12 protein-coding genes are annotated in these 13,626 nt (G+C 56.7%); 10 read left to right on the top strand and 2 right to left on the bottom strand.

Translation table 11 applies throughout. The features are described 5' to 3' along the window. The 10 genes from KTH07_RS20090 to KTH07_RS20045 all read left to right on the top strand — a co-directional run bounded on the left by KTH07_RS20090 (position 1) and on the right by KTH07_RS20045 (position 11,323). Positions 1 to 2,595 carry a CS1-pili formation C-terminal domain-containing protein gene (locus tag KTH07_RS20090; RefSeq protein ID WP_032620742.1) on the top strand — a complete coding sequence of 865 codons (2,595 nt, stop codon included), beginning with the start codon at positions 1 to 3 and terminating at the stop codon, positions 2,593 to 2,595. Further along, a complete protein-coding gene (locus KTH07_RS20085; protein ID WP_023302845.1) occupies positions 2,573 to 4,171 on the top strand; it encodes a hypothetical protein in 1,599 nt (532 codons plus the stop codon). The genes KTH07_RS20090 and KTH07_RS20085 overlap by 23 nt, the downstream gene beginning before the upstream one ends. Before the next feature lie 6 nt (positions 4,172 to 4,177). Further along, the gene (locus KTH07_RS20080; protein WP_006812468.1) at positions 4,178 to 4,831 is read left to right on the top strand and encodes a hypothetical protein; all 654 of its coding nucleotides are present in this window, start codon (positions 4,178 to 4,180) and stop codon (positions 4,829 to 4,831) included. A 73-nt stretch (positions 4,832 to 4,904) separates the two neighbouring features. Next, a complete protein-coding gene (locus tag KTH07_RS20075; protein WP_013094846.1) occupies positions 4,905 to 5,099 on the top strand; it encodes a hypothetical protein in 195 nt (64 codons plus the stop codon). 23 nt (positions 5,100 to 5,122) lie between these two features. Beyond that, the gene (locus KTH07_RS20070) at positions 5,123 to 5,308 is read left to right on the top strand and encodes a hypothetical protein (RefSeq protein WP_001196016.1); all 186 of its coding nucleotides are present in this window, start codon (positions 5,123 to 5,125) and stop codon (positions 5,306 to 5,308) included. A 67-nt stretch (positions 5,309 to 5,375) separates the two neighbouring features. Continuing rightward, a complete protein-coding gene (locus KTH07_RS20065) occupies positions 5,376 to 7,472 on the top strand; it encodes a peptidase domain-containing ABC transporter (RefSeq protein ID WP_017383654.1) in 2,097 nt (698 codons plus the stop codon). Continuing rightward, complete coding sequence (locus KTH07_RS20060) at positions 7,469 to 8,218, top strand: hypothetical protein (RefSeq protein WP_017694789.1); 750 nt, start codon at positions 7,469 to 7,471, stop codon at positions 8,216 to 8,218. Before KTH07_RS20065 ends, KTH07_RS20060 begins: the two co-directional genes overlap by 4 nt. A 6-nt stretch (positions 8,219 to 8,224) precedes the next feature. Continuing rightward, positions 8,225 to 9,475, top strand: coding sequence for an HlyD family secretion protein (locus KTH07_RS20055; RefSeq protein WP_017693988.1), 1,251 nt, complete (start codon positions 8,225 to 8,227; stop codon positions 9,473 to 9,475). An 89-nt stretch (positions 9,476 to 9,564) separates the two neighbouring features. Then, a complete protein-coding gene (locus KTH07_RS20050; RefSeq protein WP_017693987.1) occupies positions 9,565 to 10,344 on the top strand; it encodes an MBL fold metallo-hydrolase in 780 nt (259 codons plus the stop codon). A gap of 25 nt (positions 10,345 to 10,369) precedes the next feature. After that, positions 10,370 to 11,323 carry a GlxA family transcriptional regulator gene (locus tag KTH07_RS20045; protein ID WP_017383650.1) on the top strand — a complete coding sequence of 318 codons (954 nt, stop codon included), beginning with the start codon at positions 10,370 to 10,372 and terminating at the stop codon, positions 11,321 to 11,323. 28 nt (positions 11,324 to 11,351) lie between these two features. On the opposite strand, the gene KTH07_RS20040 is transcribed toward KTH07_RS20045, so the two are convergent. Together KTH07_RS20040 and KTH07_RS20035 are read right to left on the bottom strand one after the other, a co-directional pair. Then, complete coding sequence (locus KTH07_RS20040; RefSeq protein ID WP_032620741.1) at positions 11,352 to 12,440, bottom strand: AAA family ATPase; 1,089 nt, start codon at positions 12,438 to 12,440, stop codon at positions 11,352 to 11,354. 146 nt (positions 12,441 to 12,586) lie between these two features. Further along, complete coding sequence (locus KTH07_RS20035; RefSeq protein WP_017383648.1) at positions 12,587 to 13,546, bottom strand: DUF523 and DUF1722 domain-containing protein; 960 nt, start codon at positions 13,544 to 13,546, stop codon at positions 12,587 to 12,589. Positions 13,547 to 13,626 lie beyond the last annotated feature (80 nt).

Genomic DNA, 13,626 nt, shown 5'->3' with positions numbered 1-13,626 from the left:
ATGGTGAAAAATAAATTAGTGTTGCCGGTGATGATGGCTTGCGCATCCGGCACGCTGCCCGCGCTTGCGCATGCAGCCTCAAGCTCCGTGGTTATCGCTAATTACCGTTTTCCCGACTCGCTTTATGCACTGCTGGAGCAGGGGATCAAAATTCCCGTCTATCTGGTGAATACGCGTCCACACTCAGCACAACAAGGGAACCACGAAGGCACGGCGAGCGAATATGTTCGTATCGGTGACGTGACGCTCTTTGCAAAAGATCTGAAGCTGGGGCTGAGGGATGTTCAGGTCCAGGAGTCTGATAACGGCATTCGTCTGTCAAAAGAGATGCGGGCGTTACTGCAAAGCATTAACGATAAGCAGTTTGATGGCCAGATGCGTATTCCGGTTAGCGCGGGTTCGGCGTTCGAACTGGATCAGAAAAAAATGCGCCTGTTGCTGAATCTGTCGCAGAGCGACTACGGGGTGAATATTCGCCCGCGTGAGGTGGATATTGATGCGCCGGAGTCTGACGACCTGAGCGGCACGTTCTCCTACAACCTCGGGGCGTATCACACCGAGAGCGGCTACGGTGACAGCTGGTCGTCGGGCTATCTGAACGCGAGAAACTGGATCTCAATGGGCGTCGATCATGTGCTGATCGATGGCTCTGGCTACGTCAACGAGAGCAGCAGCGATACCCAGATGAACGCGGTTATGTGGGAGCGCGACTATCAGGGGATGCGCTACGCCGCGGGCATGCTGAACGGCTGGGCGATGCAGTCTCTGGCGAGCGTCAGCGGGATTTCCGGCGGTGAAGTCTACGGCGTTTCCATGGGCAACCAGGCCAACTCCCGCAAGCGCGATAACACGCTCTCTCTGACGCCGGTGGTGGTCTATTTTCCCACGGCGGGCGAGGCCCGTATTCGTCGTGACGGGCAGCTTATCGGCATTCAGCGCTTTGACGTCGGCAACCATGAAATTGACACCAGCAGCCTGCCCTACGGGATCTACAGCGTCGAAGTTGAAGTGGTGAGCGGAAGCCGCACCGTGTCGCGCAGCATGTACACCGTAAATAAACCGTTCTCCAGCAACGTGTCGGAAACGCTGCGCTGGCAGATGTGGGGCGGGATGTATAGCCGCGATAAATCCGTCGTCAATTATAAAAAATACGCGAAACGCAAAAACGAGCAGGATAACACCTACTACTACGATTACGACACCAAACATAAAGACACCATGTCGCTGGTGGGAGCCTCGTTCAGCAAGCGCAGCGGGATGGTCGACTGGAACGCCTCTACCTACATGATGCGGGAACACATCGTCAGCGAGCTGTGGGCCTCCCTGAACCTGACGGGCTATTTCTCGGTGAATACCCAGACCATGGCCGCCTCCGACGGAACGTATCGCGCCAACTATGGGGCGAATCTCAGCCTGCCGTGGCAGATCGGCTCGGTGTGGTACTCCCATGAACAGCTCTCCAGCGGCAAGTTCCTGGATATCTATGAGAGCAAGGGCAACACCTGGGGCGCTTCCTTTAGCCTGCCGTCATTCGGCCTGCCCTCGGCAGGCAACCTGAGCCTGATGCGTCAGGAAGACGACCTCTATCGCTATAAACGCTATCAGCTGGACTACTCCCAGGGGTTATACGCCGGTCGCTACGGTACGGCGCGCCTGCGGGTGGGAATGTCGCGCAACAAATACGACGGGTATTACGAAGAGAAAGATCGTTACGTGATGCTCGATTTCGCCATACCGCTCGGCAATACCGTGTCGGTTGGCGTTTCCCACAATCGCGATACCGGCACGGCGCTGAACGTCAGCGCCAGCCGCCAGTTTGAGGGCGATTACCTGAAATCGGCTACCGCCAACGTCTCGAAAGCCTTTAACAGCCGCCAGGATCGCAGCGTAAGCGGCGGCGGCAGCGTGAACTTCGACACGCCGTGGAACAGCAACATCCTCAGCGTCCAGAGCGGCATGAGTAAAGGCTGGAACTCCACGCTGACCAGTGACGGCAGCGTGGGCTGGTCCAAAGAGGCCATCGCCGCCGGGAAAGGTACCGAAAGCGCAGGGGTGATTGTCAGTACCGGTCTCAAATCTGATGAAGCACTGACCCTGAAGCTTAACGGCCGGGCGGAACGCATCAAAGGGGATAAGACCTGGCTGTCGCTGCCGGCATACCAGGCTTATGACCTGGAAGTGATGAACAGTGAAACCGGTACGGAAAGCTATGAGATTGGCGCGAATGCGCGTCGCCATATCACGGTTTATCCGGGCAATACCGTGGTGATGAAGCCGCAGGTGAAGAAAATCGTCACCCTGTTTGGTCGTCTTGTGGATGCAAACGGGGCCCCGGTTGGCGCCATGCAGATCAAAAACCATGTCGGGCTGACCCGGACGGAAAACGACGGACGCTTCGTGATCGACGTTGATAAGAACAACCCTGTCCTGAGTATCGCCACGCCGGACGACAGCGTCTGCGAAGTGCGCCTGGACATCGAGTCTAACCGCGGTGCGCTGTGGCTCGGGGACATCTCCTGCGACAAAGGCGATTTTGTCTGGCAGGAAGCAAAAGGAACGCAGGAACGTGACGATGAAAAAGATATTCGCTCTTAATTTACTGCTGATGAGCGCGGCGGCCCAGGCGCAGGAGCTGCCCTATTTCGCCATTAATAACCCGGACAATAACGGTACGGGAAACAGCGCGGGGCTGTTTAGTCTGAACAGCACGTCGACCGCGTTTTTACACGGTTCGCGCGAGTGGCCGACCCTGAGTGCGAAAACGAATAACGGTATCGCCACTTACATCCCGGACAACAGCTACAGCGGTCCGGCAGGCAGCGCGCTGACCATCGACTTTTCGGTGACCGGTTCCAGCGCCTCTCCGTTCTTCAAAGGGACGGCGTGTTCCTCGTCCTGCGGCAACACGGGGTACACCCCGACGACCAGCTATACCGACACGTCGATGGTGGTTAAGCCGCCGGTGATGGAGCCCGGCACGTCATACGGGCGCTGGGTACTGGGCGATCCGTTCTTTAACTATCTGCTCAACGCCGCGCCAGGGGATGAAGTGACCATCACCTCCACGCCGCAAATCAGCTCCATCAACAAAGTGACCACCACCAATACGCTTCACAAGGTGGGCACGCTGACCATGACCAACGCCAGGGCGCTTAACCTGGGGATTGACCCGATCAGCGGTGAGGTGACGATTGTCGATGGATCAACGGGGGCCACCTGCACCAAATACACCCGCAACACGGTCTCTGGCGTCCTGTGCGACCTGCTCGAATACACGTTTGTTGGGGAGGATATCTCCGGTTACAACGGGGGGCTGGCGCTCACCTCTTCCCGCGTCAACAGCGTGCTGCAATCGCACATGAGCGGCGGCACCGGGCTTGCCGCCGAGCTGACCTTCGATGAAAACACCTGGTACAGTATCTCCGGCGGTATCCTGAGCGATACGCGTGTCCTGGCGAACACCTTCCTTGCAGCGCCGCAGAAAAACGGCGGCAAAGCGTCCCTTAAAATCTTTTTGCCGAAAGCGTTAATTCTGAGCGTGGCGCAGGCGGGGGACGGCAGCAACATTGGCAATATCGTCAGCCTGTGTCTGACGCCCGGCAACAGCTCGCTGGCGGCGGATTTCTGCTTCCAGCCGGGGGGCGGCCTGGTGATTAACCCTATCGAGCCCGGGCTGGAGATTGTGCCAGACAACCCGGATTACACCCTCGATCCTGACGGTCTGGGCGGCTCCGGGAAAGGCATTATCGGCGAAGCGCCCATTGAGATCCCCTACACCATCACCTACAGCGGGGCGCAAAAAGATGCGGCGATTGCGGTCACGGTAAAAGTCACCGGGCCTACCCAAAGCCTTAATGGGGTGGACTACTGCGCCTTTAGCGGCAACGGCTTCACGGTTCCCATTCCGGGCAACGTGCTGGTGGGGAAAAGCCAGACGCTGATGGCGCACAACTGTAAAGGCGAAGTACTGTCGATCCCGGCGCCGGCCACCCATGCGGAAGAGTGGGACAAAATGAGTTCCGGCGTGACCGATATGTGGCTCTGGAAAACACCGCTGATCCTCCAGTTCGTTATGGATAATCCGGTATCGAAAACCACCTATGACGGAAATAGCTGGTTTGGTGAAGTGACCGCGCAGGGAAGAATAGATGTTAGCGCATCCTGGAATTAATCAACCATGACTGGAAAATTCCTGGCTATTTTTGCAATAAATTGCTTCATTTCCACAGGGGCAAATGCTTTAATTATCGAAAGTCTGAATATTGATTTTCTTCCCGAAAGAGAAGTTGTTTTTCAGCCGATAAAAAACGATACCAGCGAGCGTCAGAATTATACCGTTTCGCTTATTCAGGTAGACGTTCCTAAAGAGAAGGGAAAAGAAACCGAAATAAAAGACGGCGAAGTCATGTATTCGCCTAAGCAATTAACGCTGGGGAGCGGTGAACGCGCGGGTTTTAAATTTTATTATACCGGCCCGCATGACAACAAAGAGCGATACTATCGCGTAAAATTCACCGAGACGCCGCTCCAGGCAAAGGTTATCACGCGCAAAGGCCAGCGCATCCAGTCGGATGTGGTGGTCTCGCTTGAGGCTATTTTGATTGTCCGTCCATGGACACGACATTTTGATTATGCGTTTAGCAACGGGGTGGTGAGTAATACCGGGAATACCTATTTTAAATATGTTTCCTCGGTCGGGTGCAGTACGCAATACAACAATTCAAAATATATTCCGCCGGGGCAACGGCTGGAAATAGATAATGCCGGGCAGGCTGCAAGGCGGATGATTATTTATGGCAATAAAATCATTCCGCTTACCACCTGCCCGTAGCAACCGCTTTCCTTCATAAAAGGAAATTAGCCTTTAGCATCATGCTAAAGATCCATCACTACAGGAGATAAAAATGAAAGCGATTTCATTCGTAGAAGCGAAAGACATTATCGGTGGCGCGTTAAACCCGTTCGCTGGTCTGGTTAAAGGTGCACAGCTGGGTTACGACACCGGCGCAAGCATCATGGGCATGGTTGGCGGTGTGGTTGGCGGAATTCTGGGTGGCGCAATGGGCTTCCTGGGTGCGCTGGTTGGTAGCTACAACTAATTCACGTTAACAGGAAAAGACTCATGCAAGTTATTGATTTCAAAAAAGCACAGGCCATCATCGGTGGTTGGGATCCGTTTGCTGCCGCTATTCAGGGCGCAAGCGCGGGCTATAACGCGGGCAGCCAGATGTTAGGCGCGCTGGGCGGCACCATCGGCGGCGTGTTCGGCCTGGTGGGCGGCTTCATCGGCGGTTTCTTCAGCGCCTAAGCGAGAAGCACGTTGTACGCATGGCCCGCATTGCCGGGCCATTTTTTTATTTCAGCCACGGATCATTATGTTTTCGCTCTTTCAGTATAAAAAACAGGGTAAGACCCCTGTTATTCGCCAGCATGAATTTACCGAATGTGGACTGGCCTGCCTGGCGATGGTGTTGGGGCACTACGACCACCATGTCTCTGTCAGCCAGCTGCGCCGGGAGATTTCCGTTTCCGCCGATGCGGGAACCTCAATGGCGGAATTGATGACCCTTGCCAGCGATAAAAATATGTCTGGCCGGGTGCTTAAAGGCGAAATCACTGAAATAGAAACGTCTGAGCTGCCGCTCATCGCCTTCTGGCGCGGCAACCATTTCGTGGTCATCGTGAAGATCGACAGCCGCAGCGTGACCGTTCACGACCCGGCCAGCGGCGTGCGTCGTTACCGTCTGAAAGAGGCGGAAAAACTCTTTTCCGGCTATGTTCTTGAGCTTAAGCCCACGCCGTGCTTCGAAAAGAAATCCCCGGATGAAAAGCTCACGCTTGGCCGGTTAGCCAATAAATCCCCGAGCCTGTTCCAGCGCCAGCTGCTGCTGTTTGTGCTCTGTATTTTTACCCTCATCACCATGCTGGCAAGCCCCACCTACGTGCAGCTGATTATGGATGAGGCCATTTCCCGCAGCGACAGCGATCTGGTGATCCTGCTCACCGCGATCTTCGCTATTGTCTTTATCTTTGAAGTCATCGGTAAATTCCTCAAGCAGCTGCTTGAGATCCTGATGCGTAACATTGCCTATGACGATTTAAGCCAGTCCGTGCGCCACTACATGCTGCGCACCCAGACCAGCTGGTTCCGCTCGCGCCCGCCGGGCATCGTGCTGGCCATTGAAAAATCGCTCCACGCCTGCGCGGAGTTCATCAGCAATGGTTACGTGCAAATTCTCTTTTCCAGCCTGATCGCCGTCACCAGCCTGCTGTTTATGCTGCTGTATAACGTCAAAATTGCGCTGCTGACGATGCTGCTGATGGGCGTGTTTTTCCTGATCCGCTTTTCGCTGATCGGCCCCTATCAACGCGCGGTGGATGACTCCATCGAGCGCACCGCCCAGTATGAATCCCTGCTGGTGGAGACGCAGAAAGGGATCATTACGCTCAAAGCGAACAATATGGAGCAGGCCCGGGATGCGGTGATGGATAAATCCCAGCGCGAACACATCGCCGGGCTGATGCGTAAAGAGCGGCTGCTGGCCCGCTTTGACGTGGCTTCGCTGCTGGTGATCAATGCCGAGCAGCTGCTGGTGGTCTGCTTTGGCGCGTGGTTGATCCTGGAAGGGCAGATGAGCATCGGGATGCTTTACGCCTATATCAGCTATAAGCGCTATTTTTCCGATGCCATGGTGCAGGTGGCGCAGAAGCTGCTGGACAAAAATGCCCTCAAGGGGCCGCTGGATCGCGTGGGCGACCTGCTGTTTGCCCCCTCTGAAACCAGCCAGTTTGGGAAGCGGATTGTCACCTCGCCGGTCTGTCTGCAATTTGAGGATGTCTCATTTGCCTATCCTGGCCGGGAGGCCACGCTACAGCATATCAATATGACCCTGAAGCAGGGCGAAGAAGCGGTGATTGTGGGCCAGAGCGGGTCGGGAAAAACCACGCTGCTGCGTCTGATCTCCGGCATGCTGCTGGCATCGTCTGGCACGCTGCGGATCAATAAGATCCCCATTGAGGAGTGCGATCTTTCCTCGCTGCGTCAGCACATCCGCATCGTCCATGCGGACGATATTCTCTTTACCGGCTCGATTCTGGACAACATCGCCTGCTTTGACAGCGCACCGGATAAAGAGCAGGTCATTGCCGCGTGTCGGCTGGCGGAGGTGGACCACGTCGTCGCCAGGCTGCCGCACGGCTACGAAACGGAGATGCTGCCGGGGAACACCTTTTTCTCTGCCGGGGAGATGCAGCGTCTGGTTCTGGCGCGCGCCCTGTACAGCCAGCCTAAGCTTCTGCTCTGTGACGAAGTGACGGCGAACCTGGATAAAACGACCGCGCAGAAAGTGCTGGCGAACCTGCGTAGCCTGGGGATTGGCCTGGTGTTTGTCACCCACTCGCCGGACGTGGTGGGCTGCCAGGGGCGTCTCTATACCATGGAAAACGGCACCCTGCGGGAGAGTGAGCAATGATGTTTCTGCCGCGTCTCTATGCGCGACTCTGCGCGCGCCAGGCCGGGCGCACGCTGCTGGCAAACCGGATCACGCAAAACTACAGCCAGTTTATGCGCTGCCCGGAGACCGATGTCCCGGCTGATTTTCTGCATCAGAACGCCCATGAGCTGAGCGGGTTTAACTTCGTGGAGCAGATCTTCCCGCCCGCGCTTTGGGCGCGCAACGTCCGCTTCGATCTGCACGCGTACGTGGCGCAGTGGACGCAGGAGCAGGCGTTTTACAGTTCATCTCGCACCCTGCTTCTGGGAATGCGCTGGGCGGGCTTTGGTCTGATCGTGGATGCGCTGCTTGCCACCGCGCCAGCCGATGTGCGCTTTCAGTTTATTACCCGTCACCCTGCGCTGCATAAGCTGATGGCCGCGCACGAAGGCCGACGCGCCAGCTCGTTTTTTGCCCCTCACCGCCTGGTGACGGTGCTGCTGATGGACGAACGCCTGCCGGATGCGCCGCTGTTCTCCACCCAGGCAGGGGATCAAAAGGCGTGGTTAACGGATGTCTCAACGCGGTTTTTATCGCGCTATGGCTACAGCGTCCGAACGCTGCTGCCGATCTGTTCGCTGCACGCGGCAGAGTTTGGGCTGGAGAGTCAGGCGTATGCGCCAGAGGATTACCGTCAGGCCGCCGCCGACACGCTGAACGCGCTGCGTAAAACCCCCACGCTCTGGAGTGCATGGGACGATCTTTCAGTGATTTATCATGGATGACATATCGTGAAATTAAAAAACCGAAGCCGACAGCGGCGGGCGCTGATCCCGCATCATTTCTCAAAAAGCTATCACATCAACGCGCCACGGCTGAAAGCCGTGCTGACCTTGTTCATCACCTTTTTTCTCTGCCTGCTGGTCTTTGCGATTGTCTTTAACTTTTCGGAAACCACGCTGGCACGCGGGGTGCTGATCCCGGCGCAGGGCGATGTCGAAGTGCGCGCCCGGGAGTCCGGTACGCTTGTGGATTTTGCCGTACGGCCGGGCCAGTACGTGAAGGAAAACGATCCGCTGTTCACCGTGTCACAGGACTATGGCGGCAAGCAGGGCTCGGTGGTGCAGTTTGACCGCCAGCAGATGGAAGCGGAGAAGAAGCGCAGCGAGCAGCGCATCCAGGCCATTGAGGACTCGATTGCGTCGTATCGCAAAAATCTGGCGCAGCAGCTGGCTCTCACCGACAAGCAGATCGCCGTTTCCCGCGATAAGGTGAAGAAGCTGCGCGCGCTGTTAAAAAACAGCACCGACACCTACGAGGCGTGGAAATCCGTCTCCGGGAAGGGCTATGTCTCCAAAGTGGATCTCGATAAAAGCCACAACGATGTGCTCAATGCGCAGCTCAACCTGACGCTGGAGGAGAGCACTATTCTTGAGCTTGAGGCACGAAAAACCAGCCTGACCGACAGCACCCAGTCGCAAATTGACTCTCTGAGCGAAGAGCAGCTGTATGTGAAAAACCGTATCAGCGAAATTGACCGCAACCTGTCCAGCCGGGGAAGTTCCACCATGGCGATGCTGGCCCCTTCCGACGGTTACGTGGTGGCGATTAACTTCCCGCCTGGCCGGGCCATTACGCAAAATAGCGAGGTGGTGGTGGTGATCCGTAAAAATACCGCGGCGACGATGGAGGGGTACCTGTATGTTCCGGCAACGGGGGTGGGGCGCGTGGCGAAAGGCGATAAGGTCAAGCTGCGCTTCGACTCCTGGCCCGTAGACAAATACGGTTCCGTGGAGGCGACGCTGTCCGATTTCTATGAGGTAAACATTGATGCCCATTCGGCGCTGATCCCGCTCCAGGAAGGGCAGAACTACTACCTGGCTAAAGTGCGCGTCCCCTCCTGGTTTACCGACCCGGACAAGAAAAAGCGCATGCTGATGGGCGGAATGACGGTGAACGCCGATATCGTTATCGATCGTAAGCCGCTTATCAATCTGCTGATTGCGCCGCTGGAAAGGGTGCGCAAGCGGTTTATCGATTGACCCGATTTCATCGATCATCGCCCTTTAGCCCACATTCTTAACGGCACCCTGGGGCTATTCTCCTTCTCATACCAACCGGAGGATAGCCCATGAACATTACGCAAATTCGCAATGCCACCCAGCTGATCACTTACGCGGGAAAACGCTTTTTAATCGACCCAATGCTGGCGCCAAAAGGCACTTATCCGGGTTTTCCCGGCACGGCGCGGGCTGATATTCGCAACCCGATGGTCGATCTTCCCGTTGACGTTCAAACGCTTCTGGATGCTGACGCGGTGATCGTCACCCATACCCATGCCGATCACTGGGATCAGTACGCCGTTGAGCTGATCGCCAAAGGCAAGCCGATCTACGTGCAAAATGATAGCGATGCCGCGCTGCTGCGCAGCCAGGGATTTACCAACCTGACGATCATGACCGGGGAAACAACGTACGGCGATATCCGGATAGTGAAAACCCACGGCGGCCAGCACGGTACTGACCGCGCTTACGCCGTGCCGGAGCTGGCAGAGTTTCTGGGGGAAGCCTGCGGCGTGGTGTTCCGTCATCCCGATGAGAAGACGCTTTATATCGCAGGGGATACCATCTGGCGCGATGCGGTGGCGGCCGATCTGCAAAAGCACCAGCCGGATATCGTCGTGCTCAACGCCGGTTACGCTCATGTCATTGGGTTTGGGCCGATTATCATGGGGGAAGAAGATCTGCTTAACGTGCATTTCCTGCTGCCGCAGGCGAAAATCGTGGCGACCCATATGGAAGCTCTCAACCACTGCCTGCTGACCCGCCGCGCGCTGCGCGAGTATGTTGATGCCAACGAGGCAGGTGACGCGGTGAGCATTCCCCAGGACGGCGAAACCGTTATATTCTGACTGTTAAAGGGGACAGGAGAGACAGATGCCGCTTATTAACGTTGCCATTGTCGCGGTGGACGGGTTTAGCCCGTTCCACTACTCCGTCCCCTGCATCCTGTTTGGCGACACGGTATCCGGGGAAAAGCGCTTTAACGTCACGATCTGCGCTGAAAAACCGGGATTCCTGAACTCGAAAGACGGTTTTGCCCTGCATGCGACGCAGGATTTTTCCGCGATCGCATCGGCTGAAATTGTGGTTGTACCCTACTGGCAGCACGTTCTGGAGCGCCCGCCTCAGACGCTGCTCGACAGCCTGGTTCAGGCCAGAGACAACGGGGCGGAAATTGTTGGGCTGTGTCTGGGATCATTTGTGCTGGGCTATGCGGGCATACTCAGCGGCAAACGGGCCGCCACACACTGGGAGTTTGAACGCCAGTTCCAGTCGCTATTTCCGGACGTCCGACTGGATATCAACGCCCTCTACGTGGATGACGGCAATATGATTACCTCGGCGGGTACCGCCGCCGCGCTCGACTGCTGTTTGTACATCATCCGTCAGCGCTTTGGCAGCGTCGTCGCCAATCAGATTGCCCGCCGGATGATCGTCCCGCCGCACCGAGAGGGCGGGCAGGCGCAGTTTATTGCGCAACCTGTGCCGAAAGATACCCGTGATGGGCGGATTAACTGTCTGATTGACTACCTTCAGCAGCATATTTCCGAACCGCATAACCTGGACTCTCTTGCGGAAGTGGTGTCGATGAGCCGGCGCACGCTGACCCGCCATTTTATCAAGGCGACGGGCATGAGCGTTGCCGACTGGCTTACCGCCGAGCGCCTGCGGCGCAGCCAGATCCTGCTGGAGTCCGGCAACCTGCCAATCGAAAATGTCGCCGGGCAGGTGGGGTTTTTATCAGCGGTGACGTATCGGCAGCAATTTAAGGCGCGCTTTGGCGTCAGCCCGGCGGAGTGGCGCAAGACGTTTCGTACTCGCCAGTAGGCCAGGTAAGCGTAGCGCCACCTGGCAATTACCCCAGCCTCTCCATCCTCGTCTCCCCCTCCGCCATCGACAGCTGATACAGCGAAAACGATCGGTGCTTCTCAATCAAATGCGCCAGCTCCGGCGAGTGGCTGGTGAGCCAGATCTGCGAATAGCGGCTGGCCTCGGCAATGAGGCTTGCCAGGGCGGGCAGCATCTGCGGATGCAGGCTGTTTTCCGGTTCGTTGAGGGCGATGAATGCGGGAGGGCGCGGGCTTAACAGCGCCACCGCCAGGCACAAAAAACGCAGCGTGCCGTCGGAGAACACTGCCGGTTCCAGCGGTCTGCTCAGCCCCTCGCGCTGCATCATCATGCGGAAGCGCCCGCCGGTGTTGTCGCTGTAAAACACGCAGCCGGGGAAGGCCTGGTCGAGAATGCGCATCAGCAGCAGCTCGTCGCCAATTTCGACAATGGTCTGAAACGCGGCGGTCAGGTTCGCGCCGTCGCTGGCCAGCACCGGGGAACGAAAGCCCACCTGCGGGGCACGGATCGCCGAGCCGGATGAGACGGAAAACTCGTGATAAAATCGCCAGTTACGCAGGGACTCGCGCATCTGCGACACTTCGGGGTAGAGGTGCGGTTCACCGAGCTGACCGAACACCGACTCGTTCTCATACAGCGTACCGCTGTGGGTCACTTTTTCGTGATGCACGTTGTTCAGGAATACCGCCTGATTCTTACGCTTCATCAGCTGTGACGACGGGCGACGGTGCTGTCCGCCGAGCCAGATAGATTCCTCTTTGATCACCGGATCGAGCTGAAACTGTGAGGGGTAGGGCAGCTTTTCCACGAACCCGACCTGAAGCTCATATTCATAGGTTTCCGTTTCCACCGCCAGGTTCATGCGTCGCAGCTGGTCGCTGCGGGTTTTGCCCGCCCAGAACACTTTCAAAATTCCCCCCTCGTTCGCCAGCGCCTGGGAGAATTGCCCCTGCGCCGCGCTGTGCATCAGATAAATCGCTTTATAAATATTGGATTTTCCGGTGCCGTTGGGGCCGAACACGATATTGAGCTGTTCCAGCTCAAGCGACATATCGCGAATTGAGCGGTAGTTCTGAATATGCAAATTTTTGATCATCGGGGTACTCCGCTGCGCACGCTTAACCTGTACAGAATTACAGTATTCTACGCTGAGCGCAAAAAAAAGACGACAGTGAGGGTGTCGTCTAAACGGGGTACTGCTTTGGGCCTCTGTGGGTCAACAGGGCCTTCGCTTCTTTCTTATCAGGTAACGGCCAGACGCAGACCCAAATCATCAGGATAGGGATCAAAGTAGTTTTGCGTCATCAGATACCGGTCAGGGTATTCAGCCAGATAATGCTTCAGCAGCGTCAGCGGCGCGAGGATCGGCAGCAGCCCGTCCCGGTAATGCAGGATCACATCCCGCAGTTCTCCACGCTGGCGGCTGTTCAGCTGGTTACGGAAATAGCCCTGAATGTGCATCAGCACGTTAGTGTGATTCTTCCGCGAAGCGGGTTTTTTCAGGATGGTCATCAGCTTGTCGCGATAGGTCACGAAAAACGCGTCCAGATCGTCCCACTCGTGCAGTGATGCCACGAACGGACCAATTTCACGGTAGCCTGCCTGATGGTGCGCCAGAAGCTGAAGCTTATAGCGGCTGTGAAAGTCCAGCAGGGCACGGCGCGTCAGGCCATTTTTACGCATTATGTTCAGTTCGTGGAGAGCGAAAACGCGCTCAACAAAGTTTTCCCGCAGTACCGGATCGTGCAGGCGACCGTCTTCTTCGACGGGCAGCCAGGGGAAAGTTTCAAGGAGGGCGGCGGTGAACAGCCCGACACCCTCCTTGCGGCCCCGGTTGCCGTTTTCGTCGTACAGCCGCACGCGCTCCATGCCGCAGCTGGGCGATTTTGCACAGACGATAAAACCCGCCAGATCGCCGATTTTCGGCAGATAATCTGCCGTAAATGCGGCCATCTTCTGCGTGACGTCATCGTGCGGCGCTTTGCTGAACCGCATTTCTGTCTCGCCGCCGGTGGTCATCACCAGACGCAGCGCCGGACGAGGCGTGGGCAGGCCGATAGCCATTTCAGGGCATACCGGACGGAAAGCGACCCACTGCGCCAGCTCATCCATCACAAAGCCCATACGCTTATGCCCGCCGTCAAAGCGAACGGCGGAACCGGTCAAACATCCGCTAATACCCAGCACAGGTTTTGTTGTCATGGTGTGCACCTCCCGATCTCATACCTAAAAGTTACACAACAATGCGTATTTGTCCAAGTATTGGCGGGATTATTTTTAAA

The sequence above is a fragment of the Enterobacter cloacae complex sp. ECL72 genome, assembly GCF_019056635.1.
GTDB classification, from domain to species: domain Bacteria; phylum Pseudomonadota; class Gammaproteobacteria; order Enterobacterales; family Enterobacteriaceae; genus Enterobacter; species Enterobacter hormaechei_C.
Note: the sequence above shows the minus strand (reverse complement) of the source record. Positions and strands in the feature narration are given on the sequence as shown.

What these genes read in the sequence shown, in the direction of transcription:
- KTH07_RS20070 (WP_001196016.1), top strand. Translation starts at nt 5,123, where the DNA reads ATGCAAGTTATTGATTTCAAAAAAGCACAGGCCATCATCGGTGGTTGG.
- KTH07_RS20065 (WP_017383654.1), top strand. Translation starts at nt 5,376, where the DNA reads ATGTTTTCGCTCTTTCAGTATAAAAAACAGGGTAAGACCCCTGTTATT.
- KTH07_RS20060 (WP_017694789.1), top strand. Translation starts at nt 7,469, where the DNA reads ATGATGTTTCTGCCGCGTCTCTATGCGCGACTCTGCGCGCGCCAGGCC.
- KTH07_RS20050 (WP_017693987.1), top strand. Translation starts at nt 9,565, where the DNA reads ATGAACATTACGCAAATTCGCAATGCCACCCAGCTGATCACTTACGCG.
- KTH07_RS20080 (WP_006812468.1), top strand. Translation starts at nt 4,178, where the DNA reads ATGACTGGAAAATTCCTGGCTATTTTTGCAATAAATTGCTTCATTTCC.
- KTH07_RS20040 (WP_032620741.1), bottom strand. Translation starts at nt 12,440, where the DNA reads ATGATCAAAAATTTGCATATTCAGAACTACCGCTCAATTCGCGATATG.
- KTH07_RS20045 (WP_017383650.1), top strand. Translation starts at nt 10,370, where the DNA reads ATGCCGCTTATTAACGTTGCCATTGTCGCGGTGGACGGGTTTAGCCCG.
- KTH07_RS20075 (WP_013094846.1), top strand. Translation starts at nt 4,905, where the DNA reads ATGAAAGCGATTTCATTCGTAGAAGCGAAAGACATTATCGGTGGCGCG.
- KTH07_RS20090 (WP_032620742.1), top strand. Translation starts at nt 1, where the DNA reads ATGGTGAAAAATAAATTAGTGTTGCCGGTGATGATGGCTTGCGCATCC.
- KTH07_RS20035 (WP_017383648.1), bottom strand. Translation starts at nt 13,546, where the DNA reads ATGACAACAAAACCTGTGCTGGGTATTAGCGGATGTTTGACCGGTTCC.
- KTH07_RS20085 (WP_023302845.1), top strand. Translation starts at nt 2,573, where the DNA reads ATGAAAAAGATATTCGCTCTTAATTTACTGCTGATGAGCGCGGCGGCC.